The sequence below is a fragment of the Psychrobacter sp. genome (genome assembly GCF_035469765.1).
Classification (GTDB): Bacteria; Pseudomonadota; Gammaproteobacteria; order Pseudomonadales; family Moraxellaceae; genus Psychrobacter.
Map to the genome: position 1 here is coordinate 1 of NZ_DATIRM010000198.1, position 2,867 is coordinate 2,867.

A 2,867-nucleotide genomic window follows, 5' to 3' on the forward strand; every position below is an offset into this window, starting at 1 on the left:
GATGTGCTTGCCAAACAGACCAAGGAAAGCACCTATTGCTTCGATGAGATGGGGCGGGCACGCAGGCAGTTTTTAGTTGAGAGTTTGGTTGATTTAGATAACTCACTACAGCGCCTTGGCAATAAATTGCTGTATTTAACATCAACCGCTTTGCAACCTGAAACTTTACCACAAGGAAGTTTTTCGCCGGCACTGGATACTGCCACGCTGCTATACCAACTTATAGAACAACAAGCTGTCACTGATATCTGTGTCAGTCAAACAGCAGACTATCATCAAAATCAAGCTTATAAGGTCTTGCAACATAAATTCCCGCATATACGTTGGCACAGTCAGTCAACGGCTACCTTATTTGCCGCTATGCCTACGGATGGACTGCCCAAAAGTTTTACTCAATTTCGAAAAAAAGTAGAATCCAATAATGATTTATTAAGCGCAGAAAACAATCTTGAGATTTCTCAGCTACTTAAAATGTTACCGCCTATGCCTGATATTGTGGTTAATAACTTGGTTAAAAACAATAAATGTATTTCTGAAAATCAATATCTGCTAAAGCAAAGCTCTAATAACCAGTCACAGCAGCAACAACCCTCTGAGTTCAAAGGCGGTGAGACCAGCGCTATCAGTCATTTAAATAGCTATTTTGAGTCCGAAGCGCCCAGTACTTACAAAACGACGCGCAATGCCCTTGATAACTGGACGCACTCCACTAAATTCTCAGCGTGGCTCGCCAATGGCTCGTTGTCAGTCAAAGTGTTACTGAATCGCTTACGTCATTATGAAGCACAAGTTATCGCTAATGAGTCAACTTACTGGATATGGTTTGAGCTACTGTGGCGTGAGTATTTTTACTGGTATGCGCTGACGCATCAGCAAAAGCTGTTTTGGTTTCGCGGTATTAGTCAGGATGCGCCTTCGACTTGTACCAATAAGCAAAGTCCAGAACGAACTCTAGAGCAATGGCAAACGGGTACAACGTCATATCCTATCGTCAATGCTTGTATGCATCAGCTCAAAAGTACGGGGTATATTTCCAATCGCGGCAGGCAAATCGTTGCCAGCTGCTTTATTCACGAGCTGGGTTTAGACTGGCGTTATGGGGCGAGTCATTTTGAGCAGCACCTTATTGATTATGATGTTGCCAGTAATTGGGGCAATTGGCAGTATCTCGCGGGAGTAGGCGCTGACCCAAGAGGATGTAGACAGTTTAACCTTAAAAAACAAACCCAACAGTATGACCCCAACGGTGACTTTATTAACAAATGGCAGGGGATTGACTTCCTCCCCTCCCTAAAGAGAGGGGATTCCTACTACTAGACGGCAAAGCCCTGCCGCGACCTTAGCTAATACCATTTTACTAAGGTCTTATTCTAAGTGAATGGCTACCGTTAGGATTGTCAAAAGACACGCCACAAACTAGGAGGTATTCTGGGTAATACAGTGTCACGCCAGCCTACTGGCTGAATCAACGCGACAAATTGATATTAGCAAGAATACTAAATGATAGCAATGCCTGATATCCACGCCCTGAACGGTATGGTTTTACGGCACTAATTGATAAATGAATATTATGAAAAAACCTAGTCCTTATTTAACTTTTGCAGGCGCTATCCCATTTGTGCTTGGTGCTGTTTTTATCACTATCGGTATTGACGCTATCCCGGTTTTGGGAAAAACCACAGATATTCTATCTATTTATGGCTTGGTGATTGCCTCATTTATGGCAGGAGCGCATTGGGGCAATCATCTTAATTTAGCTGATGATGATACGTGGGCAGTCAAGCTACCTATATTTAGTAATATTATCGCGCTTGCACTGTGGTTAGGGTTTCTGACTTTATCAACCGCTGGATTTATTTGGCTGTTGGTCGCTAGTTTTATTAGCATGTTAGTGATTGATTATGGTCTCCATCAAGCGCATATTATTAATAATGATTACTTCAGGGTAAGAAAATACGTCACTATAATAGTGGTTTTTGCACTTATTATTGCAGGGGTTACGTTATAGTATTTTATTGGTTGTCGTTATGTTCAAAATCATCATGTTCAAAATAATGGTGTAAATACAGTTTGACCTATTATTTTAAATACGGTTGTAGATTCCAATTTAACGCTTGATGTTATTGATGTTATTTTCGCAGAAATAGGGCTGCTCTTAGTCAGAAAAATAAAGGAGATAGGTTATGAAATACCTATTTATTTCTGTTTGCTGCTTTAGCTTAATGTCTTGTGCGACTATTCCTGATCAGGCTTATCATAAAATTGTGTGCTCTACAGAAAACTCTTGCTCCGAAATAGAGTTAGATACCAATATCAAGCCCGTAACCAACATAGTGATTGTCAATGGAGTATCAATCTTTTCAGAAGATCAGGTAAAGAAAAAAGAGGGAGATACTATTGCCAATACCTCCTTCAATTTATTTTACTTGGAGTATGCTGAGAATGGTCAGAAATTCGAGGGCACTAGGCAGCTCGATGTCATTAAGCGTGCCATAGCAACTTCAAACAAACCGGTTTATTTGGTTATTTATGTGAATAGTTGGAATAATAATGCCAGCAGTGACCAGCCAAGCCCAGATTTAATCAGTTTTCCTTATCTACTTGCTCGTCGCAATTTTCAGAATCCAGAGATGAATGTTATCGGTGTGTATATTGGTTGGAATGGTAAAAAACATGAGAATGCTCTAGCCAATATTTTATCGGTACAAAATAGAGCAAAAGTTGCGGATACGATTGGTAAAAAAGGAGAGGTAAGGGCAGATATTATTTCTTTGGTAAATAATGTGCAAAAGAATCCTCATTCAGGATACACACTTATCATAGGCAAATCTTTTGGTGGGCGACTGTTGTCACGAGCTTTTATCGAT

The 2,867-nt window shown here is 40.4% G+C and carries 3 protein-coding genes; all 3 read left to right on the forward strand.

Translation table 11 applies throughout. The features are described 5' to 3' along the window. The coding region (locus VLN09_RS05630) for a DASH family cryptochrome (protein WP_325244493.1) at window positions 1-1,317 on the forward strand (1,317 nt) is incomplete at its 5' end. 253 nt (window positions 1,318-1,570) lie between these two features. Continuing rightward, complete coding sequence (locus tag VLN09_RS05635; RefSeq protein WP_325244494.1) at window positions 1,571-2,008, forward strand: DUF3429 domain-containing protein; 438 nt, start codon at window positions 1,571-1,573, stop codon at window positions 2,006-2,008. Window positions 2,009-2,183: 175 nt separating this feature from the next. After that, window positions 2,184-2,867 (forward strand): hypothetical protein (locus VLN09_RS05640; RefSeq protein WP_325244495.1); only part of this gene is annotated, 684 nt, incomplete at its 3' end.